The 26,174-nt window shown below is 69.7% G+C and carries 25 protein-coding genes and 4 pseudogenes; 18 read left to right on the forward strand and 11 right to left on the reverse strand.

Annotated features, from left to right (window positions below):
• The first annotated feature begins 3 nt into the window (after positions 1-3).
• Together ASC60_RS06945 and ASC60_RS06950 are read left to right on the forward strand one after the other, a co-directional pair.
• Complete coding sequence (locus ASC60_RS06945; RefSeq protein WP_055547880.1) at positions 4-933, forward strand: amino acid ABC transporter permease; 930 nt, start codon at positions 4-6, stop codon at positions 931-933.
• A gap of 4 nt (positions 934-937) precedes the next feature.
• A complete protein-coding gene (locus tag ASC60_RS06950; RefSeq protein WP_055547882.1) occupies positions 938-1,699 on the forward strand; it encodes an amino acid ABC transporter ATP-binding protein in 762 nt (253 codons plus the stop codon).
• A 120-nt stretch (positions 1,700-1,819) separates the two neighbouring features.
• On the opposite strand, the gene ASC60_RS42075 is transcribed toward ASC60_RS06950, so the two are convergent.
• Positions 1,820-1,996 (reverse strand): hypothetical protein, encoded by a 177-nt coding sequence (locus tag ASC60_RS42075; RefSeq protein WP_199830885.1) that lies wholly within the window; start codon positions 1,994-1,996, stop codon positions 1,820-1,822.
• A gap of 205 nt (positions 1,997-2,201) precedes the next feature.
• Between ASC60_RS42075 and ASC60_RS06955 the strand changes: the two genes are divergently transcribed.
• Positions 2,202-2,879 (forward strand): CGNR zinc finger domain-containing protein, encoded by a 678-nt coding sequence (locus ASC60_RS06955; RefSeq protein WP_055547884.1) that lies wholly within the window; start codon positions 2,202-2,204, stop codon positions 2,877-2,879.
• On the opposite strand, the pseudogene sodX reads toward ASC60_RS06955, so the two are convergent.
• A pseudogene (gene sodX / locus ASC60_RS38865) lies at positions 2,804-3,247 on the reverse strand (nickel-type superoxide dismutase maturation protease); the annotation flags it as partial. The gene ASC60_RS06955 and the pseudogene sodX sit on opposite strands and share 76 nt — an antisense overlap.
• A gap of 176 nt (positions 3,248-3,423) precedes the next feature.
• Between sodX and sodN the strand changes: the two are divergent.
• Positions 3,424-3,819: a superoxide dismutase, Ni gene (gene sodN / locus ASC60_RS06960; RefSeq protein WP_055547886.1), complete on the forward strand. Its 396-nt coding sequence runs from the start codon at positions 3,424-3,426 to the stop codon at positions 3,817-3,819.
• A gap of 7 nt (positions 3,820-3,826) precedes the next feature.
• Here the strand turns inward: sodN and ASC60_RS42655 are convergent, their stop codons facing one another.
• The 3 genes and pseudogenes from ASC60_RS42655 to ASC60_RS06975 form a co-directional block, all read right to left on the reverse strand.
• Positions 3,827-4,072: a tyrosine-type recombinase/integrase gene (locus ASC60_RS42655; RefSeq protein ID WP_055547888.1), complete on the reverse strand. Its 246-nt coding sequence runs from the start codon at positions 4,070-4,072 to the stop codon at positions 3,827-3,829.
• A 467-nt stretch (positions 4,073-4,539) separates the two neighbouring features.
• Positions 4,540-5,073, reverse strand: a pseudogene (locus tag ASC60_RS42080) (aminoglycoside phosphotransferase family protein); the annotation flags it as partial.
• Positions 5,074-5,150: 77 nt separating this feature from the next.
• Positions 5,151-5,899 (reverse strand): annotated as a pseudogene (locus ASC60_RS06975) (hypothetical protein).
• A gap of 222 nt (positions 5,900-6,121) precedes the next feature.
• On the opposite strand from ASC60_RS06975, the gene ASC60_RS06980 reads away from it, so the two are divergent.
• The 8 genes from ASC60_RS06980 to ASC60_RS07015 all read left to right on the forward strand — a co-directional run bounded on the left by ASC60_RS06980 (position 6,122) and on the right by ASC60_RS07015 (position 17,663).
• Positions 6,122-7,477, forward strand: coding sequence for a hypothetical protein (locus ASC60_RS06980; protein WP_055548729.1), 1,356 nt, complete (start codon positions 6,122-6,124; stop codon positions 7,475-7,477).
• A gap of 1 nt (position 7,478) precedes the next feature.
• Complete coding sequence (locus ASC60_RS06985) at positions 7,479-8,009, forward strand: NUDIX domain-containing protein (protein ID WP_055547890.1); 531 nt, start codon at positions 7,479-7,481, stop codon at positions 8,007-8,009.
• 231 nt (positions 8,010-8,240) lie between these two features.
• Entirely contained in the window at positions 8,241-10,403 is a 2,163-nt protein-coding gene (locus tag ASC60_RS06990) for a sensor histidine kinase (RefSeq protein ID WP_055547892.1), read from the forward strand.
• A 49-nt stretch (positions 10,404-10,452) separates the two neighbouring features.
• Positions 10,453-11,133, forward strand: coding sequence for a hypothetical protein (locus tag ASC60_RS06995; protein WP_055547894.1), 681 nt, complete (start codon positions 10,453-10,455; stop codon positions 11,131-11,133).
• Complete coding sequence (locus ASC60_RS07000) at positions 11,130-12,233, forward strand: ComEC/Rec2 family competence protein (RefSeq protein ID WP_055547896.1); 1,104 nt, start codon at positions 11,130-11,132, stop codon at positions 12,231-12,233. The genes ASC60_RS06995 and ASC60_RS07000 overlap by 4 nt, the downstream gene beginning before the upstream one ends.
• 119 nt (positions 12,234-12,352) lie before the next feature.
• Positions 12,353-13,687: a hypothetical protein gene (locus tag ASC60_RS41510; protein ID WP_159043217.1), complete on the forward strand. Its 1,335-nt coding sequence runs from the start codon at positions 12,353-12,355 to the stop codon at positions 13,685-13,687.
• 289 nt (positions 13,688-13,976) lie between these two features.
• Positions 13,977-16,370: a SpoIIE family protein phosphatase gene (locus tag ASC60_RS07010; protein WP_055547902.1), complete on the forward strand. Its 2,394-nt coding sequence runs from the start codon at positions 13,977-13,979 to the stop codon at positions 16,368-16,370.
• 78 nt (positions 16,371-16,448) lie between these two features.
• Positions 16,449-17,663 (forward strand): serine hydrolase, encoded by a 1,215-nt coding sequence (locus tag ASC60_RS07015; protein ID WP_055547904.1) that lies wholly within the window; start codon positions 16,449-16,451, stop codon positions 17,661-17,663.
• A 12-nt stretch (positions 17,664-17,675) separates the two neighbouring features.
• Here ASC60_RS07015 and ASC60_RS07020 read toward each other — a convergent pair whose 3' ends face one another.
• Positions 17,676-18,707 (reverse strand): LysR family transcriptional regulator, encoded by a 1,032-nt coding sequence (locus tag ASC60_RS07020; RefSeq protein WP_079038233.1) that lies wholly within the window; start codon positions 18,705-18,707, stop codon positions 17,676-17,678.
• Positions 18,708-18,977: 270 nt separating this feature from the next.
• Between ASC60_RS07020 and snpA the strand changes: the two genes are divergently transcribed.
• Complete coding sequence (gene snpA / locus ASC60_RS07025) at positions 18,978-19,646, forward strand: snapalysin (RefSeq protein ID WP_055547906.1); 669 nt, start codon at positions 18,978-18,980, stop codon at positions 19,644-19,646.
• A gap of 230 nt (positions 19,647-19,876) precedes the next feature.
• Complete coding sequence (locus tag ASC60_RS07030) at positions 19,877-20,086, forward strand: hypothetical protein (RefSeq protein ID WP_055548733.1); 210 nt, start codon at positions 19,877-19,879, stop codon at positions 20,084-20,086.
• A gap of 32 nt (positions 20,087-20,118) precedes the next feature.
• On the opposite strand, the gene ASC60_RS07035 is transcribed toward ASC60_RS07030, so the two are convergent.
• Both ASC60_RS07035 and ASC60_RS07040 read right to left on the reverse strand, forming a co-directional pair.
• The gene (locus ASC60_RS07035; RefSeq protein WP_234356832.1) at positions 20,119-20,580 is read right to left on the reverse strand and encodes an STAS domain-containing protein; all 462 of its coding nucleotides are present in this window, start codon (positions 20,578-20,580) and stop codon (positions 20,119-20,121) included.
• A gap of 274 nt (positions 20,581-20,854) precedes the next feature.
• Entirely contained in the window at positions 20,855-21,247 is a 393-nt protein-coding gene (locus ASC60_RS07040; protein WP_055547908.1) for an STAS domain-containing protein, read from the reverse strand.
• Positions 21,248-21,523: 276 nt separating this feature from the next.
• Between ASC60_RS07040 and ASC60_RS07045 the strand changes: the two are divergent.
• The 3 genes and pseudogenes from ASC60_RS07045 to ASC60_RS07055 form a co-directional block, all read left to right on the forward strand.
• Positions 21,524-21,766: pseudogene (locus ASC60_RS07045) on the forward strand (HAD family acid phosphatase); the annotation flags it as partial.
• Between the two features lie 127 nt (positions 21,767-21,893).
• Positions 21,894-22,832 (forward strand): beta-ketoacyl-ACP synthase III, encoded by a 939-nt coding sequence (locus ASC60_RS07050; protein WP_055547910.1) that lies wholly within the window; start codon positions 21,894-21,896, stop codon positions 22,830-22,832.
• Positions 22,833-22,894: 62 nt separating this feature from the next.
• Complete coding sequence (locus ASC60_RS07055; RefSeq protein WP_055547911.1) at positions 22,895-23,266, forward strand: VOC family protein; 372 nt, start codon at positions 22,895-22,897, stop codon at positions 23,264-23,266.
• Positions 23,267-23,453: 187 nt separating this feature from the next.
• On the opposite strand, the gene ASC60_RS07060 is transcribed toward ASC60_RS07055, so the two are convergent.
• From ASC60_RS07060 to ASC60_RS07070, 3 genes are all read right to left on the reverse strand, one after another.
• Positions 23,454-24,158, reverse strand: a complete 705-nt coding sequence (locus ASC60_RS07060) for a helix-turn-helix domain-containing protein (protein WP_055547912.1) — start codon at positions 24,156-24,158, stop codon at positions 23,454-23,456.
• A complete protein-coding gene (locus ASC60_RS07065; protein ID WP_055547913.1) occupies positions 24,155-24,379 on the reverse strand; it encodes a hypothetical protein in 225 nt (74 codons plus the stop codon). Before ASC60_RS07065 ends, ASC60_RS07060 begins: the two co-directional genes overlap by 4 nt.
• Before the next feature lie 90 nt (positions 24,380-24,469).
• Positions 24,470-25,381: a glutaminase gene (locus ASC60_RS07070; RefSeq protein ID WP_055547914.1), complete on the reverse strand. Its 912-nt coding sequence runs from the start codon at positions 25,379-25,381 to the stop codon at positions 24,470-24,472.
• 169 nt (positions 25,382-25,550) lie between these two features.
• Here ASC60_RS07070 and ASC60_RS07075 point away from each other — a divergent pair, with 169 nt between their 5' ends.
• Entirely contained in the window at positions 25,551-26,141 is a 591-nt protein-coding gene (locus tag ASC60_RS07075) for an N-acetylmuramoyl-L-alanine amidase (protein WP_079038235.1), read from the forward strand.
• Positions 26,142-26,174 lie beyond the last annotated feature (33 nt).

Consider the following 26,174-nt stretch of genomic DNA (forward strand, 5'->3'; position numbering starts at 1 on the left):
TCCGTGACAACGAAGATCGACAAGGCGGGGCCCGTCGGCACCCCGTCTCCCGCGCCGGAGGACATCAAGGCCATCCCGGTGCGGCACTACGGCCGCTGGGTCTCCGCGGTCGTCACCATCGCGCTGCTGGTGACGCTCGTCTACGCCTTCGCCGAAGGCGATGTGAACTGGGCCGCCATCCCGGATTACTTCTTCGACGGCGAGGTCCTCAAGGGCGTCCGCAACACCATCTGGATCACCATCCTGGCGATGGTGCTCGGTGTGGCCCTCGGCATCGTCCTGGCCGTGATGCGGCTGTCGAAGAACCCGGTGACGTCCTCCATCGCCTGGGGCTACATCTGGTTCTTCCGCGGCACCCCGGTCTATGTGCAGCTGCTGGTGTGGTTCAACCTGGGGCTGGTCTTCCACTACATCAACATCATGCCGATCTACAAGGACGAGTGGTCGGACTTCATGACCCCGTTCCTGGCCGCCCTGCTGGGCCTCGGGCTGAACGAGGCCGCGTACATGGCGGAGATCTGCCGGGCGGGCATCCAGTCCGTCGACGAGGGCCAGACCGAGGCCGCGCAGGCGCTGGGCATGAGTCACGCCAAGACGCTGCGCCGGGTCGTCCTGCCGCAGGCCATGCGGGTGATCGTGCCGCCGACCGGCAACGAGTTCATCAACATGCTCAAGACCACCTCGCTGGTGATCGCCGTCCAGTACTGGGACCTGCTGCAGGCCACCTCGGAGGTCGGCCAGAACTCCGGCGCCACCGCGGAGATGCTGTTCCTCGCCGCCGCCTGGTACCTGATCCTCACCTCGGTGCTGAGCGTGGGCCAGTACTACCTGGAGCGCTACTACGCGCGCGGCACCACCCGGAACCTGCCCGCGACGCCGCTGCAGCGCATCCGGGTCAACCTGCTGTCCGGCTCCAACCGCCAGGGGATGTGAGCGTATGAACGCCATGGTGAAGGCCGAGGGCGTCCACAAGTCCTTCGGCGCCGTCCAGGTCCTCAAGGGCATCGACCTGGAGGTCGCGCCCCGCGAGGTGTTCTGTCTGATCGGCCCGTCCGGCTCCGGGAAGTCCACCTTCCTGCGCTGCATCAACCACCTGGAGAAGATCAACTCCGGGCGGCTGTACGTGGACGGCGACCTGGTCGGCTACCGGCAGAAGGGCGACAAGCTCTACGAGCTGAAGGACCGCGAGGTCGCCGCCAAGCGCCGCGACATCGGCATGGTCTTCCAGCGCTTCAACCTCTTCCCGCACATGACCGCGCTGGAGAACGTGATCGAGGCGCCGGTGCAGGTCAAGGGAGAGAGCAAGGCGGTCGCCCGGGAGCGCGCCGGCAAGCTGCTGGACCGGGTGGGCCTCGCCGACAAGGCGGGCAACTACCCCTCGCAGCTCTCCGGCGGCCAGCAGCAGCGGGTCGCGATCGCGCGGGCGCTGGCCATGGAGCCGAAGCTGATGCTCTTCGACGAGCCGACCTCGGCGCTCGACCCGGAGCTGGTCGGCGACGTCCTCGATGTGATGCGCGGGCTCGCCGAGGACGGCATGACGATGATCGTCGTCACGCATGAGATGGGCTTCGCCCGGGAGGTCGGGGACTCGGTCGTCTTCATGGACGACGGGGTGGTCGTCGAGGCCGGACTCCCGCGTGAGGTGCTGACGAATCCGCAGCACGAGCGGACGAAGTCGTTCCTGTCGAAGGTGCTGTAGGGAGACGAGGCGAGGGCGGTACGGGGCTGTGAGGCTCGGTACCGCCCTCGCGCCGCTTCCACGAGCGCCGCTTCCACGAGCGCTGCTGCTACGTGAGCGCTGCTACGTGAGCCCGAACACCTACTTGAGCCCGAGCACCATCGCGTCCGAGACCGAGCACCACACGGGCCGCGCCTCGGCGAACCCCGCCTCGCGCAGCGCGTCCGCGTGCCAGCCGGCGGGCTGCACCTCGCCGTCCTCGTGGTCGCCGTCCGCCGGATTCCCGAAGATCGTGAACCGCTCGGCGACGGGCCCCACCAGTCCACCCAGTCCTGGGCTCCCTCGGCCTTGGCCCGGGCCTGCCGCTCCTTGCGGTACGCGCGATCCGCGGCGTTGAGCCGTGGCGTGTCCGGGTCCGTCATCGCGTTCCTCCATGTCGTAGCCCGTAATACCCTGGCACACAGACCGCCTATTACTTGACCTGACCGAAACCGACCATAGACCGCCCCCGTAAGGACCACAAGTGGAACTGGCTTATTACTCAGATCTCGCCGTGCGTCTGGTCAACAGCGAGGAGCCCGCACGCGGCACCGACGCGCTCACCTCGGTCGAGGCCGTACGCACCCTCTTCGGCGAGAGCGGGCAGTCGGCCCGGCGCGCGACGGACGCCGACGTCACCCGGCTGCGGTCGGTACGGGCACGGCTGCGCGCGGTCTTCGAGGCGGCGGCGGACGGGGACGAGGTCCTGGCGGTGGACCTGCTCAACGCGCTGCTCATCGAGTTCCCGGTGAGCCCGCAGATCTCCGGGCACGAGCTGCGGGACGAGGACGGCCGCCCCGACTGGCACATGCACATCGCCGACTACGCCGCCAACGCCAGCGCCGGATTCGCCGCGACCGCCTCCATGGGGCTCGCGTTCCACCTCACCGAACTGGGCGCGGACCGGCTCGGCATCTGCGAGGCCCCGCCCTGCCGCAACGTCTATCTCGACACATCGACAAATCGATCCCGGCGCTACTGCTCGGACCGCTGCGCCACCCGCGCCAACGTCGCCGCCTACCGCGCCCGTAAACGCCTCGACGCGGGCCGCCCGGCCGACGCCGCGCCCACCCCGCGCACGGCGTCCCTGGCCCGCGACCGCGACCGCACCGGCCGCACCGCCGACAGCGCCCACGACAGCAGCCCCGCCGTCGACAGCTGACCCCGGCGCCCGGTCCGCCCCGGCAGCGGCCGCACCCGCAACCACGCCCGGGCCACCACCAGCTCGTCCGGCACGGCCCCGAACTCCCGGCTGTCGTTCTCCACGTCCGGGTTGTCCCCCATCACCCACCAGCCGCCCTCACGCCGCTCCACCGCGCGCTTGACGATGAGCAGGTCCTGCCGGAAGGGATGCCGCAGCACCACCACGTCCCCCGGCCGCACGGGCACCCCGTACCGCACCACCAACTGGTCGCCCGGATACAGCGACGGCTGCATCGACGGGTTGTACACCTCGGCCAGCCCCATCCGCAGCAGGCCGTGCTGCTCGCGGTCCCTCTCCTGCCCGCGATCACGCAGCTGCTCCTGCATCACGGCACCTCCGGTCCGTACTCCGCCATCCGCCCCACCATCCCAGGTCACACTCCCGGGAACCCCGGAGTGTCACCGGACTTTTGACCTAAGCCCCCCGGGGCACCCGAGAAAAGCCTTCCCGCACGGAGTAATCTCGCACCTGAGAAGACGATCACGAATGGAAGGACAGCTCTATGCTCTCCCGCCTGTTCGCCCCCAAGGTTCAGGTCAGCGCGCACTGCGACCTGCCGTGCGGCGTGTACGACCCGGCCCAGGCCCGCATCGAAGCCGAGTCCGTCAAGGCCATCCAGGAGAAGTTCCAGGCCAACGAGGACCCGCACTTCCGCGCCCGCGCCACCACCATCAAGGAGGAGCGCGCGGAGCTGGCCAAGCACCACGTCTCGGTGCTGTGGAGCGACTACTTCAAGCCCCCGCACTTCGAGAAGTACCCGGAGCTGCACCAGCTGGTCAACGAGACCCTGAAGGCGCTCAGCGCCGCCAAGGGCTCCACCGACCCGGCCACGGGCCAGAAGGCCCTGGACTACATCGCCCAGATCGACAAGATCTTCTGGGAGACCAAGAAGGCTTGATCTTCGATCATTGCCTTTGACGTGCGGGTTCCTTGATCCGCTGGTTGTACAGTCCGCACCCGGTCCGCAGGCCGCCGAGCACGGCGTCCATTACGGACCGGGTGCGGTCTTCTTCGCCCGGCCACAGGTGGGCGTAGATCCGCAGCGTGATGACGGCGGACGCGTGGCCGAGGACGAGCTGGACCTGCTTGACGCTTGCCCCGCCGGCAATGAGGGCGGAGGCGAAGAAGTGGCGCAGGTCGTGGGTCACCATGTGCGGCAGCCCGACGGGCTTGCGGCCTCGCGCCCGGCCGCCTCGCCCTCCGCCGCCTGGAGCGTCCTGCGGGCGCAGTTCCACTCCGTCTTCCAGCCGAGCAGCTCGCCTATGCGCACGCCTGATCCGGCGAGCGTGACGACGGCCGCGCGGAGGTCCGGCGGCATAACGCGGGCCATGGCCTCGACCTGCGCGACCGTGGGCGGGGTGATCTCCTCGTCCGGTATGGGCGGGAGGGTGATCCGGCGGCACGGGCTGGACGCGATGACCTTGTCCTCGACGGCCGCGGCCATGGCGCGCACGAGGACGTCGTAGACGTTGCGCACACTGCCGGGGCCGAGTTGCTCGGACAGGTTCTTGAACAGGACCTGGAGGTCGTTGCGGCGTGTCGCCGTCATGGCGCGGGAGCCGAGCACCGGGACGAGATGGAGCCGGAGCGTGTTGTCGGTAATGCGCTCGGCCGCCTCGCCTGCGGGCGCCAGCGTCGCTCCGGCCGAGCGGACCTCTGCTGCCTGGGCGATACGGTCGAGCGCGTCCTCGACGGCGTCGGCGTCCTGCCACCGGTCGGCCTTACCCAGCCGTTCGAGGTGTTCCAGCGCATGGGCCGGAAGTGTGCGCAGGCGCTCCTGGCCGAGGACGGGCAAGGGCGGAGCCGTACGGGTGCCGTGCAGAACCACGGCCGCGGCGACGCCGTCGAGGTCGTCGGCCTCGCGTACTGAAGGTCCGAGGTCCTCCATGAGCATGCCGAGCCAGCCCTCCCGGACGGCGGAGGCGTGTACCTGGGGGACGGGAACGCCGAGGGTGTGGGCCAAGCGGAGGGCCTGGTCCTCGCTGTCGAAGGGCTTCTTCGCGTACTTGAAGATGGCCGTGGAGCCGTAGGGGAAGGTCACGCGCTCGACGCCGGACATGGACGACACGCGCACCTCCTCTCGGGCGGCGGTAGTTCGGCCGGTTGCGGTGAGCAGGTTGTCAAGGAGTTCGGCGCTGGGGTTCGTGGTCACGCGGGGGCTCCGGGGAGGGGTGGTGGCGTCCGGGGCGGGCGAGGGATGCCAGCCCGCCCCGGAGCCTGATCGGTGGGTTACGCAGCGGGGTTCACGCGGTGGGCCAAGGCCTGCTCGATCCAGCCCGTTTGAACGCGGCGAGGTCGTCACGGAAGTTCGCCATCGAGGCACCGTAGGGCGCGACCACGCCGCCGGACTGGTCCGGCACGGACTGGCAGCCGTGCACGAGCCGGCCGCCGAGCGCGGCGTGGGCCTTGATGGACTCGATCCGACGGTGCTCGTTGAACCAGCCGCCGCGGTAGACCTCGTCGAGCATCCCGCCCATCTCGTCGTCCAGGTCGAAGACGACGGACGTCGCGACGGGGAAGAACCAGCACGGCCCGACGTTGGAGATGTGCCCGTCCAACTCGACCTTGTTGAGCGCCATGAGCGTGGCCGCCTCGCGGAGCATCCGCAGGTGGTCGGTGGTGATCTGCGGCAGGCCGAGGCCGGCCAGGTGCTCGTCGCGGAAGAGGTAGGCGTATACCTCATACGCGGTGGCCAGGACCCGGGCGGCGTCGGAGGTCGACTCGCTGTGCTGCTTGATGAAGTCGAGCGCGAGCTGCTCGACCGCGCTCTCGGTCGTCTCGTCCACGTCCAGGAGCCGGGACTTGACCAGCTCCCCGTCGGCAACGAGCCAGGTGTTCGACTCGAAGCGGAAGAAGTACTCGGCCTGGGCGATCGTGATGCGCCGGCCGTCGACCTGGATGCCGGGCAGGCGGCTCCAGCGCGGGTCGAACGCCTCGGGCAGCTCCACCGTGATGGCCGTGGTATCGATGGTGGTCACCGTGTCTCCGTCTCTGATTGGCCGGGTTCAGGCACAGGAATGCCCGAGCCCGGTGTGGGCGTACGGAACTTCGGGGTGCCGCCCGGACCAAGGGGAGCCTGGATCACGGTCGCGCCGTTCCGGGCGGCTGCTGATAAGTGAACCGGTGGTCACGCTGAGTAGGTACGGTGGAAGGCAGTTGAAGCGGTATACGCGGTTTACAGCTCCGGAGTGGAGGCGATCGTGGCGGCGCAGAGAGACCCCATTTCCCGTCTGCGCGACGTCATCGCGGCGGCCGACTGCACCTACGAGGCCCTCGCCCGAGACGTGCGACGTATCGCCGCAGAGAACGGCGAGGTCCTCCAGACCAACAAGTCGGCCATCTCGCACTGGGTGAACGGCACCCGCGCCCCGTCGGGCCGGGTAGGTCAGTACCTGGCTGAGGCGCTGTCCCGCCGAGCGGAACGCACGATCACCCAGACCGAGATTGGCCTCCAGGCCGGTGATGACGAAGCGCCGACGGAATCCGTCCCAGTCCTCGCGGTCACCGACCTGGGTCGCGCCGACGTTGGACGCCGCCGCTTCCTCGCCATCGCGGCCTTCACCACCGCCGGCGTCGCCATGCCCCTCGGCTACGACCACGAAGCCACCACCCGGATGCTCCGCGCCCGCACCGGCACGTCCCTGGTCGGCACGGAGGACGTGGACGTCGTACGCCAGATCACCGCAGCCTTCAGCGCCGCCGACGAACACCTCGGCGGCGGGTACGGCCTGACCACCGTCACCGCGTACCTCGCCGACACCGCCGCCCCCATGCTGCCCGGGCGCTTCCCCAGCGAAGCCTTACGCCGGGCCGCCTTCGGCGCCGTCGCCGAACTGGCCTACCTCGCAGGGTGGAAGCACCACGACCTCGGCCAGGAAGGCGCCGCCCAGCGCTACTACCAGGTCGGCTACAGGCTCGCTTGCGAAGCCGACCCCCACGGCCACGCCGCCTGGATGATGCGTGCACTCGCCCACCAGGCCCTCAGCCTCAAGCAACCCCACCACTGCGTTGACCTCGGCGAAGGCGCCCTAAGCGCAGGTCTCGGCCACGTCGACGGCCAGGCCGAGGCCCTCCTCCACATCACCCACGCCCGCGCCTACGCCGCCACCGACGCGAACCCGTCAGCCGCACGCGCCCTGCTCGCCACCGAGGACGCCCTCCTACGAGACGACGGCCCCCAGCCCAGCTACTCCTGCGTCAGCGGCCCCGCCGCCGGTACCGTGGCCAGCCACACCGCCCGCACCCTGACCGACCTCGCCGACCACATCGGCACCGAGCAGCAGCACCGCGACGCCCTCACCCGCTGGGATCCGGAGAAGTACAAGCGCGTCCACGCCCTCACCCACGCCGACCTCGGCGACAGCCTCGCCGCACAGGCCCGCGCCGACGAAGCCATCGCCGCATGGACCCAGGCCCTGGTCCTCATGGAAGGCATGACCTCCGACCGAACTCGCAAGGCGATCACCGCGATCCGCTCCACCCTCGCGGTCTACCAGCGCCACCGCGTTCCGGGTGCCGCCGATCTCGCACGCCGCGCCCGCGAGGCCCTCGCCTAACATGCCCAACAACCCGCCCGACGAAGGGAACACCGTGGCCCAGCAGACAGATGCCCAGCCGAAGGCCCTGAAGCCGGCGCTCAAATCGATGACCCTGCTGGTCGCCGCCGTCATCGTCCACGACAAGACCACCAACCGAGTCGTCCTCCTCCAGCGCAGCGAGAACGCCAAGTTCGCCCAGGGTCTGTGGGACCTCCCCGTTGGCAAGAGCGAGCAGGGCGAACCGATCACCGAGACCGCAGTCCGTGAGCTGTTCGAAGAGACGGGCCTGACCGTGAAACCGGAGGCCCTGAAGGTCGCCCACATCATCCACGGCGCCTGGGGCGTCGAAGCCCCCAACGGCTTCCTCACTGTTGTTTTCGCGGCCCACGACTGGACTGGCGAACCCGAGAACCGCGAACCTCGAAAGCATTCCCAGGTCCGTTGGGTCGACGCCGACTCCATCCCCGAGAACTTCGTGGACACCACCTCCAGCGCCCTCCACCGGTACCTCACGGGGGGCGCTGAAGTCTCCCTCGACGGCTGGCGATAGGAACGTCGATGCCGCTCCAGCTGGAGGACGGCCTCCTCCAAGTTCGACCGGACTACCGGTGGGCCTTCCGATTTGAATGCACCGGTCGGGCATCCCTCGGGACTGGCTCGCTACCCCGGCGACATCTGGCTTCTTGTCGCTCATGTCGCCGACGAGGAGACGGCTACGATTTCCCGATGATCCGATCGATCGAGCGGCGGTGCCTTGGCCGCGCCATACAGGAGGAACGCCTTGACGCAGCACCACCTCCGTTTCGCCCCGGAGATCCTCGCCCGCCTCGGTGAAGAACTGGTCCCACACTCGGATTTGGGCATCATGGAACTCGTCCGCAACGCTTACGACGCGGATGCAACGCTCTGCCGACTGCAGATGAGTGAAGCCGAGCAGCCCGGCGGAACGCTCATCGTCTCTGATGACGGCGACGGGATGACGGCGGATCAGCTCGCCAATGGCTTTCTCCTCATAGGAAAGTCCGGAAAGTCATCTAACACCCACACCCGGACCGGTCGGCGAAAGGTGGGCGAGAAGGGGTTGGGCAGAATTGCCGCCCTGCGCCTCGGCACCCATGTCACCGTACGTACACGCTCCATCGACGAACCGGACGTCGAGCACACGCTGACTATTGACTGGGACCGCATCGATGCGTCCGACGCAGTGGAAGACGTCCCGCTGGCAATCAAGAGCCAGAAGAGCGAGGGCGATACCGGCACGACCGTCGAGATCACGGGGCTCCGCCAAGGAATCGCCCAGCAGGACGCAGACCGTCTCGCCCGATCGGTACTCATGCTCACGGGCCCCTTCGCCGATGGCTCGGCGTTTCGCGTAACCTGCGACTCCCCGGAGTTCGAGAACTTGGCCAAAGTCATCACGGCGGATCTGCTTCAGTGGGTCGAGTTCCGTCTCGTAGCCGAGTTGGACGAGCAGGGCAAGGCTTCCGCGACCCTCTACAACTGGCGTGGTGAAGTCATTAAGTCAGCGGGTCACGTCGATGTGGGCAGGAAGCGCCAAGGGCGTGGCAATCGCGATGCGCCTCTGACGTTTTCCGCGCCGCCAGCCACGTTCGAGATGTGGATGTTCAATCTCAACCCCGGGGCTTCCAAGGAGGTTCGGTTCGCGCAGCAGCCCACAGCGGAGATCAAGGAGTGGCTCAAGCAGGTGGGCGGGGTTCATCTATACCACCGGGAGCTCCGCGTGCAGCCCTACGGAGACGTGGGGAACGACTGGCTGATCATCAACCTGCGGCGTGCAGCGAGCCCCGAAGGTCGCGCGTCCACGAACAACTCCGTTGGCCGCATTCAGGTGGAGGACCCTGCCGAGCTTCTCCAGCCCAAGACGGACCGTAGTGGTTTCGTCGACAACCTGCAGTTCCTCGAACTGCAGGAGTTCGCAAAGCGCGCCTTGGACTGGTCGGCGGAGCAGCGACTGGAGCTGCGGGAGCAGCGTCGCATTGGCGCGGCGCCCAAGGCTCGCGACCGGGTCAAGGAAGCCGAGAAGCAGTTCCGCCACCTCTTGGAGTCCATCAGCCCGAAGGATCCCGAGGGGCCGACTCTGGACGGAGTAGCTGATTCCGCGGTATTGGAGTCCTTCACCGCCGGAGCCTCCGAGGTATTCGACTCTCAGCGTCAGGAAATCGAAGCGCTCCGCGAAGACCTCCTCTTGTACCGCACCCTGGCCACGGTCGGCACCAGCACCGCCGTATTCGCACACGAGGCGATGAAGCCGGCGGCCCGCATCATCAACGAGGTCAAGACGGTCAGTCGCCGGGTCAAGCAGCACGTATCGGAGGACGAATACAAAGAAAGGTTCCACTCGTCGGTCGAGAACTCGATCGACAGCGCCAAGACCCTGGAGACCTTCGCCCGCCTCCCATTGACCCTCCTGACAAAGAACAAGCGACAGGTCACCGACGTCGACTTCGACCGGGAGTGCCCGGCGATCATCCGGCTGTTCTCCCGCTACCTCGACGAGCGCGGAATCCAGGTCGAGTATGACCTTGACGCGGAAGGCGCGATCGTCCGCAGCACGATCGCCGACATCGAGTCGATCCTGTCCAATCTGATCGTGAACGCCGCACATGCCTTCACACGCACGGATGCCATCCGGCCAGAGCGTACGATCCGCGTCAGAACGCGCTTGGTCGCGGAAGGAGACACAACTCGCCTGAGCCTCTGCGTTGATGACTCGGGTCCGGGAATCAAGGACATCTCGCTGAGCGCGATCTGGCTGCCGGGCAAGACGACACGCGACAATGGGACCGGCTTGGGCCTCACGATCGTCCGGGACATCGTCGCTGACCTCGGAGGCACGCAAGAGGCCCGTGGTCACGGCGAGTTGGGAGGCGCACGTATCATGGTCTGGCTTCCGACCCAAGTCGCCGGGGGCCAAGGGGCATGAGCTGGGGGGCCAAGTGAGCGTACGTCCGTTGGCAGAGGGATCGTCGGTCGTGGTCATCGACGACGACGTCATGGACGCGAGCAGCATCACGCATCCACTCCAGGACGCGGGCTTCCGCACGGAGATGATCACTGAGTTCGCACCCGGCCAGGACGCCGACACATTCCTCGCCTCCCTCGGCAATCGCTACGACGCCGTGGTGTGCGACCACATCCTCGGCGGGCGGGGTAACGCCCGCTTCACGGGCGCAGAACTGGTATGCAAGGCCAATCGGAGAGCTGGCACGCCGTTACCCGCCGTCCTCATCAGCAGCCACGTCAACACCGATCAGAACGGGGCGATTCTGCGCTGGCGCGAGGGCATTCCGAGCGTTGTCGACAAGAGCGACGCCTCCGACGCGGTGGTCGACGCTCTCCGATACACGCTGGACGAGCTCACGGGAAACCTTGCGCGGGAACGGCGTGCCTTCGCGACTCCGATCGAAGTCCTAGATGTCCGGTCCGAGGGCGAGGAACCACAGGCGAAAGTGGTCGTGGTCGGCTGGAAGATCGACTCCTCTGTCTGGATGCCGTTGCGCCCCATCGAGGAGGCCACAGGTTTGCGTCCGGAAGAGCTTCCCGGCCGGTGGCTTGAGGCCGAGGTGAACTGCTACGCGAAGGAAGCCTCCGCCCTCTTCTACCGCAACATCATTCTCGCTCCCGATCTGCCGCAGGAGTGGCTCACCGCATGACCGATCCGACCACGCCCACCGAACTGGCGCTCAGCCAGCAAACAGAAGCAGACTTAGCTGTCACCGTCCTGGACGTTGGGCACGGTAACTCCGCCGTCGTGCGCGATGGTTCGACCTGCGCCGTCATCGATGCGGCCCCCGGCGACATCGTCCAGCGCGAACTGGATCGTGTCGGATGCGGGCACATCGAGCACCTGATCATCTCGCACTCGGACCAGGACCACGCCGGTGGCGGCCCGCAGATTCTGCTCGATCCGCTGCGCACGGTGGGAACCGCCTGGTTCAACCCGGATGCGAAGAAGAACAGCCGAATCTGGGAACGATTGATTCGAGCCGTTCATACACGTCACAGGCGCGGCGGCTTCGGCGGGCACCAGATGCTGCACACGGAGACTCCTCAGACGCTGCATTGCGGTCGGGCAAGGCTCGAGGTCTGCCACCCCAGTTTCCTGATGGCCGGCACCGGCCCAACGGAGACCTCCCCGACCTTCGGCAAACTGGACACAAACACCGTGTCCATTGTGGTCCGCGTACACCTGGAGGAAGAGCCCGCCGTCCTCCTCGCGGCCGACATGGACGCAGTGGCACTCAAGCACATTCAAGAAAACGGCCATCAGCTGTCGGCACCAGTCCTCGTCTTTCCCCACCACGGAGGACTCCCGGGCAAGGCCGATCCTCAGTCCTTCGCCAAGGCCCTCACGGAGCTGGTGGCCCCTCGACTGGTCATCTTTTCCATCCGGGGCGGACTGCGCCCCGCCAATCCTCATCGGGAGATCATGGCGGGTGTGCGACTGGCGGCACCAGACGCCCACATCGCATGCACGCAGTTGTCCGTCCACTGCCATGAGGAGAAGCAGCTCGTCACCGACCGGCATCTGGCGGTCATCCCGGCAGCCGGCCGCAAATCTGGCCGGTCCTGTGCGGGCAGCGTGACGGTGACACGCGTCGAGGCAGGACTGCGCTTTGACCCGCCGCTGGAGACTCATCGGTCGTTCGTCGACAGCGGTACCGTAATCAGCCCGCTTTGCCGACTCCCCATCCCCGGTCCGCGGAAGGCTCCCAGCAACGTCGGCCTAGAGGAAGCGGCTGATGGGACATAGGACGATGGGATTTGGTGATCCGATTCCAACGCCCCTGGCCCTGCTCCAGAATGACACCGCAGTCAATCCAAACACTTGATCCAGGACGTCATCCCTTCCGGATCAGCAGGAGGGGACACATGAGCATTGCGGCCTACGAGGCGTACGCACGTCAGCTTGAGACCTTGGTTACCGACGTAGCCTCAGGTCATTGGCGCCGTGTGGCGAACGACGTGACACATGCCCTCAACGGCCAGGCGTCGGCGGAACTGCGACGCACAGTTTCACGAGCCGACCGCCGCGCCACCGGTTCCTTCTTCACGACAGGAAGAGTCCTGCAGTCGTACCAGGAACTGTTGGCGCGCAGCACTGCACCCGGACGGACACCCGTTATCTGGGACCCCACCTGTGGCGGAGGAGACCTGCTCATCGCCGGCACGGCACAGTTCCCACTAGGGGCGACACCAGCGAAAACGCTCACCCTGTGGAACCGCCGGGTGAGGGGCCACGACCTTCACGATCCCTTTGTGACGGTGGCGCGCATGCGGCTGGTCCTAGCCGTGCTGGAACGTCATCGCACTGTCGGATCCGAAGCCCCACTCATGGAACACCGATGGCGCACCGCCTTCCCGCAGGTGCAGGTCGGCAACGGTCTGCAGGCGTTGCGTGAAGCTTCCGAAGGCCGTGGCTTCGGAGGCCGACTGCTTCTGAACCCCCCCTACGGCATGGATGCAGCGCTCCCCGGCTGTACATGGTCGACGGGTAAGACATCCTTGGCAGCGACGTTCACAGCTCAGGCGGCAGCCGCGATGGCTCCCAGCGGGAGGCTCTTCGCCGTCCTGCCCGACGTACTGCGCAGCGGCAGCCGCTACCGGGCTTGGCGAGGCCAGCTCGCCGAGCGGCTGGAAATGGAGGCGATCCGCCCGCACGGCCTCTTCGACGACCACACCGACGTAGACGTCTTCCTGCTCTCCGCCATACGGAGAGCAGGCGGCCACCCCGGCGCGGTCGCCTGGTGGCCGCCGTCCGCCGTCACCACGGACAGCGCCTTAGGCAACCATTTCCGCGTTGGAGTCGGCCCTGTCGTCGACAACCGAGACCCCCATGACGGACCAATGGTTCCCTATCTCACGGCTAAGGAACTGCCTGGCCAAGGCGAGATGGGCCTTCCACTGCGCAGGCGCCGCTTCGGTGGGCGTTTGCTTGATCCCCCGTTCGTGGTCATGCGCCGTACATCCCGGCCAGGGCAGGGGGCTAAGGGAGGCGCCCGTGGAACAGGGATTCTCATTCAAGGTGACCAGTCGGTGGCCGTGGACAACCACCTGATCGTGGCGGAGCCGCTGACAGGTGGCGTTGCACGCTGCCGGGAGCTGCTGGAAGTGCTGGACGGACCAAAGGTCGTCCACTGGCTCGACGAACGCATTCGCTGCCGCCACCTGACCGTCACCGTAGTCCGATCACTCCCCTGGGGCTGACCTGCGCAACGGGTAGGGAGTTGGAAGACGGCCGGCCCCGGACAGGATCAGTCCGCACACAGTCCGCAGGACACCCGATCAGGACCGTCGCCCCCCGTCGCCAGCCAACACGAGAAGACCAGGTCAGTGACCTGTAGCGACCTGGCCCATTACTGGGAGACCAAGAAGGCCTGACCCGGCCCTGGGGCCCTTGAGTCCCCCTGCCCGCACCCGGCCCGCCACCCGCGGCCGGGTGCGGTCTTCGTTCACGCTCCGCACCCGGCACCGCCTCTGGTTGATGCCCCGCCGAATGTGGACGAGGCTGGAATACGTGGACGAAGCGGGCGCGGCGCGGGTCACCGTCAGCGGTGACGCCACGGTGACCGGCTGGAACGACGGTGCCCGGCGGCTACTCGGCTATCCGCCGTCGGAGGTGGTGGGGCGGTCCGCCGCGGCGCTGCTGGCCGAGCCGGCCGAGGGCGTGGTGGAGCGGGCCCGGGCGGTGCGGACGCGCTGGCGCGGCACGGTGGCGGTGCGCCACCGCGACGGGCGGCGGGTTGAGGTGGCGCTGCTGGCCCACCGCGTCGGGGACTCCTGGCTGCTGGTCGCCCCGCCGGCCGCCGACGACGCCGCGGCACCCACCGATGTGACGCTGCTGACCTGGGCGTACGCCCAATCGCCCTGCCCCATGGCGGTCTACGACACCGATCTGCGGCTGCGCAAGGTGAACGCCGAGATGGCGCGCGTCATCGGCCTCCCCGAGGGGGACCTCCACGGGCTGCGGCTCGCGGACATCGCCGGGACACTGCGCAGCGAGGGCCTCGAGGCGCTGATGCGGCACGTGCTGCGCACCGGCGAACGGCGCCATATGGAGACGTATCCGCGCACCGGCGGCGAGGAGCGGGAGCACGCCTGGTCGGCCCACTTCGCGCCGCTGAAGGCCAAGGACGGCCAGGTGCACGGCGTATGCCTGGCGGCGCACGACATCACCGAGCAGTACCGGGCCCGGCAGCGGCTGCTGCTGCTGAGCGAGGCCAGCGTACGGATCGGCAGCACCCTCGACATCACCCGCACCGCCCAGGAGCTGGCCGAGGTGTGCGTACCCCGGCTCGCCGACTTCGTGACCGTCGATCTGCTGGACCGGCTCGACCAGGACGAGGAGCTGCCGCCCGGCCCGCTCACCGGACCGGTCGTGCTGCGCCGCATCGCCCAATATTCGATCTACCCGGGGGTTCCGGAGGCCGCGGTCGAAATGGGGCAGGTGAACACCTACCCGGAGGCGTCCCCGATGGCCGAGTGCCTGGCGGCGGAGCGGGCCATCATCTACGCCGCCGACGATCCCCTCATCAGCGAATGGGGCGCTCTCAAGCCGGTCCGCGCCGCCAAGATCCGGGAGTTCGGCATCCACGCGGTCATGTCCGTGCCGATCCGGGCCAGGGGGACGACCCTCGGGGTGGCCGTGTTCACCCGTCACCACCGTCCCGGAGGGTTCACCCAGGACGATGTGCTGCTGGCCGAGGAGATCACCACGCGGGCCGCGGTCTGTGTGGACAACGCGCACCGCTTCACCCGGGAACGCGACACCGCGCTCGCCCTGCAGCGCAGTCTGCTGCCGCAGGCGGTGCCGCGGCCGTCGGCGGTGGAGGTGGCCTCCCGCTACCTGCCCGCCGGGCCGTACACGGCGGCGGGCGGCGACTGGTTCGATGTCATTCCGCTGTCCGGGGCGCGGGTCGCCCTGGTGGTGGGCGATGTGGTCGGCCACGGCATCCAGGCGTCGGCCACCATGGGGCGGCTGCGCACCGCGGTGCGGACCCTCGCCGATGTGGATCTGCCACCGGACGAACTTCTCACCCATCTCGACGACCTGGTGATCCATCTTTCGGCGGAGGCCGGGGACGAGGAGACCGCCGGGGACGTCGGCGCCACCTGTCTGTACGCGGTCTACGACCCGGTCTCCCACCACTGCTCGATGGCCGCGGCCGGGCACCCGGCGCCGGCCGTGGTCACCCCCGGCGGCCCGGTGGAGTTCCTCACCCTGCCGGTGGGCCCGCCGCTCGGGGTGGGCGGGCTGCCGTTCGAGACGATGGACCTAGAACTGCCCGAGGACACCGTGCTCGCCCTCTACACCAACGGCCTGCTGGGCGGCTGGGACCGGGACGTCGACGAGGGGCGCGTGCTGCTGGCCGACGCGCTGGCCCACCCCGCCGCCTCGCTGGAGGGCACCTGCGACTCCGTCCTGCGCGCGCTGCTGCCCGAGCACGGCGTGCTCGACGACGTCGCCCTGCTCCTCGCCCGGACCCGCGCCCTGGACGCGGCGCACGTGGCCACCTGGGACGTGCCCGCCGACCCGGCCTGTGTCGCCCGCTCCCGCCGGGACGTCACCGAGCGGCTGACCGCCTGGGGGCTGGACGAGGCGGTGTTCACCACCGAACTGGTCGTCAGCGAGCTGGTCACCAACGCCATCCGGCACGCGATCCCGCCCATCCAGCTGCGCCTGATCCACAACGAGTCGCTGATCTGCGAGGTGTCCGACGCCAGCAACACCGCCCCGCATCTGCGCCGCGCCCGCACCTTCGACGAGGACGGCCGCGGGCTGCTGCTGGTCGCCCAGCTCAGCCGGCGCTGGGGCAGCCGGCAGACCGCCGAGGGGAAGACGATCTGGGCGGAGCAGCGGCTGCCGGGCGCGCCGCCCGACCTCGGCTGATCCGCTGTTCGCGACGGGGATGTCAGTACCCCGTGGGAGGCTTCACGGGCAGCTCGCACCGGACGAAGGGGGACGCGTATGCGCGCCGGAGGATTCTCGACCGCACGGCTGGACCGGATGCGGGACGTCATGGCCGGCCATGTGGAAAAGGGCGAGGCACCCGGGCTCGTCATGGCGCTCAGCAGGCGGGGTGAGACGCATGTCGAGGTGATCGGTACGAAGGCGGCCGGCACCGAGGACCCGATGCGCCGGGACACGATCTTCCGGATCGCCTCGATGACGAAGCCGGTCGTCGCGGCCGCGGCGATGATCCTGGTCGAGGAGTGTGTGCTGCGGCTGGACGAACCGGTGGACCGGCTGCTGCCCGAGCTGGCCGGCCGCCGTGTGCTGCGCCGGATCGACGGGCCGCTGGAGGACACCGTTCCGGCGATCCGCCCGATCACCCTGCGCGATCTGCTGACCTTCCGGCTCGGCTTCGGCATGCTGACGGGCCCGCGGGAGGACACGTATCCGGTGGCTCGTGCCGCCCAGGAGCTGGGGGTCGGGGTGGGGATGCCGGACCCCGCCGCGGCGCCGGACCCCGATGAGTGGATGCGCCGCCTGGGCACGCTGCCGCTGATGCACCAGCCGGGCGAGAAGTGGATGTACCACACCGGCTCCCAGGTGCTGGGCGTGGCTCTGGCGCGGGCCACCGGCCGCCCGCTGGAGGAGTTTCTGCGGGAGCGGATCTTCGAACCGCTGGGCATGGCGGACACCGGTTTCCACGTACCGCCGGAGAAGCTCGGCCGGCTGGCCACCTCGTACGTCGTCGACCCCGGGACGGGGAAGCTGGAGCGGTACGACGGGGTCGAGGACAGCCGGTGGGCCGCGCCGCCCGCGTTCCCGGACGGCGGCGGGGGTCTGGTCTCCACGGTCGACGACTATCTGGCGTTCGGCCGGATGATGCTGGACCGGGGGCGGTTCGGCGACGGCGAGCGCATCCTGTCCCGGCCGTCGGTGGAGCTGATGACGACGGACCAGCTGACGCCCGCCCAGAAGGCGGTGTCCGGGCTGCTCCCCGGCGCGTGGGACAACCTGGGCTGGGGGTTCGGGGTTTCGGTGGTCACCGGGCGGGACGGCGTCGCGGCGGTGCCGGGGCGGTTCGGCTGGGACGGCGGGCTCGGCACCTCATGGGCCTCGGACCCGGCGGAGCGGATGGTGGCGGTCCTGCTGACCCAGCGCTCGCAGTTCCCGGTGTTCTCCCCGGTCTATCTCGACTTCTGGACGCTGGCCTACCAGGCCATCGACGACTGAGGCGGCGAGACCTCAAGCACCGTCCGACGGGCCCGCGAGGCCGATGTCGGCCAGCGGCACCGGCGGACGGGCGTCGCGGATCCGCACCAGCGGGCTGTCGTTGCGCAGCAGCCACTGGCGGTAGGCGTCGCTCGCCCAGGCGATCTCCAGGTACGCGTTCTCCAGGTCGGCGAAGAGCGCGTCGACGTCGGCGGAGCCGGCCCGGTCGCCCGCGTCCGGCACGCGCGAGGCCAGGTACAGCCCGACCCCCAGCGGATCCCCGTGCAGCGGCCGCACCGCCATGCCCGCACGCGACCGGGCCGTGGGCTGGCAGGGGGCGACGACCTCACCGGAGGCGACCAGATGGCTGGCGGTCAGATAGTCCCCGTACACCACCCGGGGGTTGAGCCCGGCGGCGCTGAGGACCCGGCGCAGCCCGGGCCCTTCGCCGTCGCCCGTCGGGTCGACCATCCACTGGTCGCCGGCGAGGTCCGTGAGCCGCACCACCGGTGCGGCGGCGGCCGGATGCGTCTCGGCGAGGGCCACGAACTGCGGCTCGCGGGCCAGCAGCACCCGCCGCCGCACGCTGTCGGGGACCCGCAGCGGGGCGCCCTCGACCTCGTGGACGAACGCGGCGTCGAGCTGCTGCTCGGCGACCAACTCCAGCAGCGCGTTCGCCGACACGTCGATGTGGATGGTGGTGTCGGCGTCCGGGAAGCGGGCCCGGAGCCTGCGCAGCCAGCCGACCACGGCCCCGCTGCCGGTGCTGCCGATGCGCAGACACTCGCCCGCGGTCTGCCCCACCTCCAGCCGGACCTCGCTGACCAGGGTGTTCATCTCGGCCACGATGGGCCGGGCCCGGTTGAGCAGGGACCGGCCGAGCGGGGTGGGGCGGCTGCCGGTGACCTCCCGCGAGAACAGCCGGCCACCGATGGTGTTCTCGATGCGCCGGAGCTGTGTCGTCAAAGAGGGCTGGGTCATGCCCAGTTGGCGCGCCGCCTTCCGTAGGCTGCCGGTGTCGGCGATGGCGCACAGTGCACGAAGGTGCCTCACCTCGAGCTCCACGGCGGGAGCATAACGGCGCCCTCGCGCGTCACACCAGACACTGAAACCGCGCCAATTCCCCTTTCTGTGGGGCGAGTCGGCGAGCCGGCAAGGATACCCGGGGATCGGCCCGGCCGGCGGCGGGATATGCCATGGCACTATCGCCGGTTGGCATCTCCGCGCCGCGCCGGTTCTCCTCAAGACTCTGCGGCACCAAGAGTTCATCCCAGGGCTCCCACCGCCGCGTCCCACACGGCGGCCGGGGCCCGAGGACGATGAGGAGCCCCCCACATGGCACTTCCCAAGTTGGCGCTGTCCGCGACCCTCGGCCTCGGTCTGGCGGCGAGCCTCGCCGCCGTGCCCGCGTCGGCGGCCACGCCCGGCCACACCACGACCACCACGACCGCCACCTCCGCCGGGTATGTCCCCGGCGCCGAGGACAAGGCCGACACCGACGCCTTCATCAAGGCCGTGATGAAGTCGGCGCTGGCCAAGCGGGCGAAGGCGCCCAGCGCCACCGCCGCGGTCACCGTCACGTACAGCGCGAGCTCGGCGCCGACCTACAAGTCGGTGATAGCGAGAAGCACCCAGATATGGAACGCCGCGGTGAGCAACGTGAAGCTGCGGGAAGGCAGCAGCCCGGACTTCACCTACCGCGAGGGCAACAGCTCCAACGGTTCGTACGCGAGCACCGACGGACACGGCCGCGGCTACGTCTTCATCGACTACGCACAGAGCCAGCAGTACGACCAGACGCGGATCGTCGCACACGAGACCGGCCATGTACTCGGTCTGCCGGACCACTACTCGGGCCCGTGCAGCGAGCTGATGTCCGGTGGCGGCCCGGGCACGTCCTGCAAGAACTCGCAGCCGAACGCGGCCGAGATCAGCCGCGTGAACCAGTTGTGGGCCAACGGCCTTGCCGCCCTGCAGAAGAAGGACCTCGCCAAGGCCCACTGAGCACAGCGGACCACCCATGAGCCCCTGAACCACTGATCAGGGCACGCCGCCCGCACCCGGACCCCCGACGCCGGTGCGGGCGGCCGGTGTTTCCCCGAAAGGCCCCACCCGAAAGCGCCGCACGCGGGGCGCTCCCGCTCACGGGCGGAGGTACGGTGTATTCACCAAGGTTTCGCGCATTTCGGCCGGAAATTCCTCCAGGCCGGGGCCGGCCCCAGGGAGTGAACACCATGGAGACCATCGTCACCGTGGCCGTGATCCTGGCGATGATCGCCGTGGGTGTGCTGGTGATCCACCGACTCAACGCCCAGAACGGCAACAAGATCGCGGCCGAGCGCCACAGCGAGGTCCCGGCCCGCCACCGCCACCGCTCCCGTCGCCACGGCTGGGGCCGCGGGCGGCCCCACCGCGGCCACCGGGTGGCGCCGCCGCGCGTCTGACCCGCCACTCCCCGGCCGGCACGCCCGGCGCGTCACTCCTCGCCGACCGCCTCCTCCAGCGTGGCCACCGCACCGAGCGCGTCGAGCAGCCCGCCCACCCGCAGGGTGCGCAGGATCAGGGGGTCGTCGCACACCAGCCGCAGCCGTCCGCCGCGGTCGGCGACCCGCCGCTGGGCGCGGCACAGCAGCCCCAGACCGGAGCAGTCGAAGAAGGTCGTGGGCCGTAAATCCACCACCACCTCGGGCGTCCCGGCACCCGTGGCGGCGTCCAGCGCCGGGCCGACGCATCCGAGCCCGGCGATGTCGATCTCGCCGTGCAGGGCCACCACGATGTGGCCGCCGACCCGGGACGTGCGGGCGTACGGGGGCGGGGCCGGGTGGCCCGGCAGGCGTAAGTCACCGGCGGCCGCGCCGGAAACCGGCGCTTCGCCCGGCGTCGCGTCCGACGTCCCCTGGGGCACGGGTGCGCCACGGGGAGCGCCTTGCTGCGACATCACGAATTCCCCTCGGAACGGCACACTGCCCCCTTTCACCGTCCTCGGACTCCCGGAAGCGGGCAGAGTGGAGCGTCGGGTGCGGATCCGCCGGGCCCTGGGTGACGTGCAGGCGAGCGTAAGGGGGTGACCGTCGGTTACAGAGAGAGGGACGCGGCATTCCCCCAGCAAAAAACCCTCGTTCGAGTGAAATTCTTTTCTTCCTATTGACGCCTGATCAGCTGCGCTACAGGCCGTATCCGCACGTCATACGCGCCTCAGGCACGTACGCGTCTCAGGCAAGGGTGTCGCCACTCCCCCCGGCCGCCGCGTTCCCCGCGCCCGCGACCGCCGGTGCCAGATCCTCCAGCACCTCGAAGGCGTCCTCCAGCCGGACCATCCGCAGCAGCCGCAGGAACCGCGGATCGACGATGACCAGCCGCAGCCGGCCCTCCCGCTCCAGCACACGATTGCGCAGGCGGCACAGTAACGACACCCCGGCGCAGTCCAGGAAAGTGACGTGCCGCAGATCCAGCACCAGATCCGGGCATCCCGTACGGGCCAGGGGTTCGAGCCGTGCGGAGATCCGTCCCGCGGCGAAGATGTCCAGCTCTCCCGCGACCTCGGCGACCGTGACACCGCCCAGCACCTGTACACGGACACCGAAGGCGGGCCGATCATCGAACATGCAAGCCTCCTCGGCAGGGTGGAGGCGCGCGACACCGGAGCTCTGGGGGTGACACGACGTCCGGGCGGGGTGCGTGCACCGCCGGGGTCCAGGCCGGCCCTTCAGTACATGACATACCCATCTATCAGCTGACCAGTCAAAGAACGGCACGGCACGTGTCGTTGGCCTATGTGGCATCAGGAGGGGCCACTCCGCGCCAATCGTTACTCATCAGTAAACGCAGCGGTCTTCTCATGCCCCCCCTTGTTGAGCGTGAACATGCCATTCGGCACCCCCCAGGCCCGGCCCTACGTCGAGCAGCGCACCCAGAACCCCGGGGGCCAGAAGCAGGCCATCGTCCTCGACATCGACAACACCTCGCTGGACGAGACGGCCAAGCGCGCGGAGATCGAGAAGAAGGGCTACACGATCATCGCCAACGTCGGCAACACCGCCACCGACCTGACCGGCGGCCACGCCGAGAAGACCTTCAAGCTCCCGGACTACGACGGCCGGCTGTCCTGGCCGGGGCGGTCCTGAGCGCGGTGGCGGCCCTCGCGAGGAGCCGCCACCGACGGCTGGGAAGGCCGAAAGCTCCAGATCTGCGGGCAATACGTTGTCACCTGCCCGCGCACCGGACCGTCCCGTGTGCCCCAAGACTGGACGGATGACCGGATCACGCGTACGGGCGCTCGGCCACTACCAGCCCGCGAAGGTGCTCACCAACGACGACCTCGCCACCATGGTCGACACCAGCGACGAGTGGATCCGCGCCCGGGTCGGGATCCGCACCCGCCATGTGGCACGCCCCGACGAGACGGTGGACGAGATGGCGGCGGCGGCCGCCGCCAAGGCCCTCGCCCACAGCGGCCTCGCCACCACCGACATCGACATGGTGCTGGTCGCCACGTCCACCGCGATCGACCGCAGCCCCAACATGGCCGCCCGGGTCGCCGCCCGGCTGGGCCTGGCCCATCCCGCCGTCATGGACATCAACGTGGTGTGCGCCGGGTTCACCCACGCCCTGGCCACCGCCGACCACGCGATACGGGCCGGATCGGCCACCTCCGTGCTGGTCATCGGCGCAGACAAGTTCACCGAGGCCGCCGACTGGACCGACCGCTCCTCCTGCGTCCTGCTGGGCGACGGCGCGGGCGCGGCCGTGGTGACGGCGGCCGAGGAGCCGGGCATCGGTCCGGTGGTGTGGGGTTCGGTGCCCGAGATGGGCAACGCCGTCCGTATCGAGGGCACCCCGCCGCGCTTCGCGCAGGAGGGCCAGTCCGTCTACCGCTGGGCCACCACCCAACTGCCGCCCATCGCCCGCGCGGTGTGCGCCCGGGCCGGGATCGAACCGGCGGACCTGGCCGGGGTCGTGCTCCACCAGGCCAACCTGCGGATCATCGAACCGGTCGCCCGCAAGATCGGCGCGGTCAACGCGGTGATCGCGCGCGATGTCGTGGACTCCGGGAACACCTCGGCGGCCAGCATTCCGCTCGCCCTGTCCAAGCTGGTCGAACGCGGCGAGATCCCCTCCGGGAGCCCGGTGCTGCTGTTCGGCTTCGGCGGCAACCTGAGTTACGGCGGCCAGGTCATCCACTGCCCGTAGAGGGGCTCCCGGTGTCCGATTCGTTCAAGACCGGCCGGTCGCGTGCTGCCTACGCTGCCCGTATGACACCACGATTCGACGCGCTCGGCCTGGCCGTCGCGGACATGGCCGCCTCCCTCGCCTTCTACCGCCTGCTCGGCCTGGACATCCCCGCCGGCGCCGAGACCCAGCCGCATGCCGAGGCCACCCTGCCGGGCGGGCTGCGCCTGATGTGGGACGCGGCCGAGACCCCGCAGCCCAGCGGGCCGGGACGGATGGCGCTGGCCTTCCTGTGCGACGGCCCGGCCGGGGTGGACGCCACGTACGCGAAGCTCACGGAGGCGGGCGTGACAGGCTCCAAGGAGCCCTGGGACGCCTTCTGGGGCCAGCGCTACGCGACCGTCCTGGACCCTGACGGCAACCAGGTCGACTTGTTCGCCCCGCTGCCCGGCTGACGGCACCGCGCGAGGACACCGGCGGGCCAGGGGTGTCTTGTCGATCATGCCGGGCTCGCGGGGTCCGGCACACACGCTCGCCGCGTTGTCGTCGTCGCACGCAGCGCCGCCGCGCTCTCCTCCTCCGCCTTGCGATCGCACGCCCCGGGCCCCGCTCCCTGAACCGGCCTGATCGACAAGACACCCCCTACCCCAGCAGCCCGCCCAGCGGTACGCCCGCCAGCCCCCGCACCTCGCGCGCCAGATGCGCCTGGTCCGCGTACCCGGCCACCGCCGCCACCTCGGCGAACGGCATCCCGCCGCGCGCCAGCTCCAGGGCCCGGTTCAGCCGCAGCACCCGCCCCAGCGTCTTGGGCCCGTACCCGAAGGCCGCCAGCGACCGCCGGTGCAGCTGCCGGGCGCCCAGGCCCACCACGCGGGCCACCTCGGCCACGCTCCGCCCGCCCGAGAGCCCCGCCACGACCTCGCCCAGCACCGGATCGACGGGCTCCGCGTCCCGCAGCCGGTCCAGCGCCACGGCCTCCAGCACCCGCCCCACTCGCCCCTCGCAGGCCCGCTCCCTCAGCCGGCGCACCTCGGCCTCCGGCCAGAGCGCGGCCAACGGCACCCGCTGGTCACGCAGTTCACAGGCGGGGGAACCCAGCACCGAGGGGCCCGTGCCCGGGGCGAAACGCAGCCCCACGGCCCGCGTTCCCGCGGGCCCACCGGCCAGATGGGCCCGGGTGTCGGGCCCGGCGACCAGCAGCCGGCCGCCGATCCAGATCAGGTCCGTACAGCCGTCGGGCAGCACCCGCTGCGGCCCGGCCCCCAGGGTGCGGGACCACACCACCGCGCCGCCGCCCAGCCGCGACGCCCGCTCCCGGTAGTCGCTCCCGCCGCCGCTCTCGCTCAAGGGACCTCGCGCAGATACATCGCACCACAGGAGTGGCAGAAGGGCCCGGAGTCGCCCGAGGCCCACAGGTCCGCCGCCTGCGTCTCGGCATCCGGGGCCAGCTCACGGCCGCACATCGCGGTCGTGCCGTTGCCCCGGACCATGTGCCAGATCTTGACCGGCGCACCCGCCACCCGCCCGGAGCTGCCTTCCTCGTACTCCGCGCGCATCTCGTGCTGCATGGCGCCACACCTCCCGCTGACACCACCATGCTCCCGCCGCCACGGGCGCGGCGCCACCCTGGGGCCCGGGAAGCCGTCGGGGAAGCCGGGCTAGAAGACCGACCACCCGGTCACCGTGGTGAAGTGGTCCAGCGCCGCCACCCCGGCCACCGAGTTGCCGCGGGCGTCCAGCCCGGGACTCCATACGCACAGCGTGCACCGCCCCGGGATCACGGCGATGATCCCGCCGCCCACACCGCTCTTGCCGGGCAGCCCGACACGGTAGGCGAAGTCGCCCGCCGCGTCGTACGTCCCACAGGTGAGCATGACCGCGTTGACCCGCTTCGCCTCGCGCCGCGACAGCAGCCGGGAGCCGTCCGCCCGCAGTCCGTGACGGGCCAGGAAACCGCCCGCGAGGGCCAGGTCGCGGCAGCTCATCTCGATCGAGCACTGCCAGAAGTAGTGCTCCAGGACGGTCGGCACGGGGTTGTCGAGGTTGCCGTAGCTCGCCATGAAGTGGGCGAGGGCGGCGTTGCGGTCGCCGTGGCCGGACTCGGACTCGGCGACGACCGGGTCGAAGGACAGATCGGGGTTGCCGCTCTCGGCGCGCAGGAAGTCGAGCATGGTGGTGCTGGCGTCGCCGGTGAGGCTGTGCAGCCGGTCGGTGACGACCAGCGCGCCGGCGTTGATGAACGGATTGCGCGGGATGCCGTTCTCGTGTTCCAGCTGCACCAGGGAGTTGAAGGGGTTGCCCGAGGGCTCCCGGCCGACCCGCCGCCACAGCTTCTCCCCGTCCTGCGCGAGGACGAGCGCGAGGCCGAACGCCTTGGAGATGGACTGCACGGAGAAGGGCCGCCGCCAGTCGCCGACACCGGTGACGTTGCCGTCGACGTCCGCGAGGGCGATGCCGAAGCGGTCCGGGTCCACCGCCGCGAGCGCGGGGATGTACTGGGCCACCTGCCCCCGGCCGATGTGGGGCGCCACCTGGGCCGCGACCTCGTCGAGTACGTCCTGGTAGTGCATGGTGCTGTGGTTCTCCTGCGCGTCGTCGGGCGGATCAGACGCACCATAACGAGCGCTCTCAACCGCCCCTCCACCAGGAGTCGATGACCAACCGTGTTTTTGGGTAAGCATACGGTGATACAGGCGGGTCGCGACCGGCGGCCGCCGCACGATCGGAACGGAGGCGGTCATGGCCTCACCCATGTCCGCGGGGGACTTCCTGGCGGCACTGGAGAACGAGGGCCTGCGCGTGGTGCAGGTCGGCGACTGGCGGAACCACAACCGCAACCACAAGGGGCCGTGGGGCCCGGTGCACGGTGTGATGATCCACCACACCGTTACCTCCGGCACCGACCTCACCGTCGAGATCTGCCGCGACGGCGACGAGGCGCTGCCCGGCCCGCTGTGCCACGGCGTGATCGCCAAGGACGGCGGAGTGCATCTCGTCGGCTACGGCCGCGCCAACCACGCGGGGCTCGGCGACGACGACGTCCTGCGCGCGGTGATCGCCGAAAAGGCGCTCCCGCCCGACAACGAGGCCAACACGGACGGCAATCGCGCGTTCTACGGCTTCGAATGCGAAAACCTCGGTGACGGCGAGGACCCGTGGCCCGAGGTCCAGCTGGACGCGATCGCCCGGGCGGCGGCCGCGGTCTGCCGCCGCCACGGCTGGACCGAGCGGTCGGTGATCGGCCATCTCGAATGGCAGCCGGGCAAGATCGACCCCCGGGGGTTCACGATGGCCTCGATGCGCGCCCGCATCCGTGAGCTGCTGACGTAAGAGCCCCTTGGGAGCGGCGGGCCCCGGCCGGAG

Origin of the sequence: Streptomyces sp. NBRC 110028, assembly GCF_001417735.1 — a bacterium.
Classification (GTDB): Bacteria; Actinomycetota; Actinomycetes; order Streptomycetales; family Streptomycetaceae; genus Streptomyces.